The sequence below is a fragment of the Brevibacillus laterosporus genome (assembly GCF_030489605.1).
GTDB classification, from domain to species: Bacteria; Bacillota; Bacilli; order Brevibacillales; family Brevibacillaceae; genus Brevibacillus_B; species Brevibacillus_B laterosporus_E.
In genome coordinates, this window is sequence record NZ_JAUKFY010000080.1 from 1 (window position 1) to 449 (window position 449).

The 449-nt window shown below is 42.1% G+C and carries 1 pseudogene; it reads left to right on the forward strand.

Annotated features, from left to right (window positions below):
• Positions 1-140 precede the first annotated feature (140 nt).
• Positions 141-449: pseudogene (locus QZ995_RS23745) on the forward strand (baseplate J/gp47 family protein); the annotation flags it as partial.

A 449-nucleotide genomic window follows, 5' to 3' on the forward strand; every position in this document is an offset into this window, starting at 1 on the left:
TGAGGAAGTTTTGCATTGTGATGTTTCCTTGATCGAGGTCAATGAAAAAAAGAAGATGTTAGTCCAAGCGAAAGTAAAAATTAGAGGAGTAGAAGCGCCTCAAGACATGGATTGGAGCTTTTAAAAAGAGGTGATATGGATTGAAGTTTCCGTCAAAAGATGAGTTCACGCAAAAGCTCGTGGAGTTTTTTGTTGGCGAGGGAAAAGTGCTATCAGATTTACCAAATCAATGGTTTACCAAGTTCTTAATCCTTGCCCTACGGGAATCTTTGTTTGCGATTATTATCGTGATTCAAGCTGTGTACGAACAGATAACTACGCTGGGGGCAAAGGGCGAGATCCTAGACCAGAGAGGATATGAATTGGGTGTTGATCGCAAACAGCCTTTAAAAGCGGTCCACTCCGTCACTATTTGGAAAAGCGCTCCTGTCTATGAAGATACCCCTGTA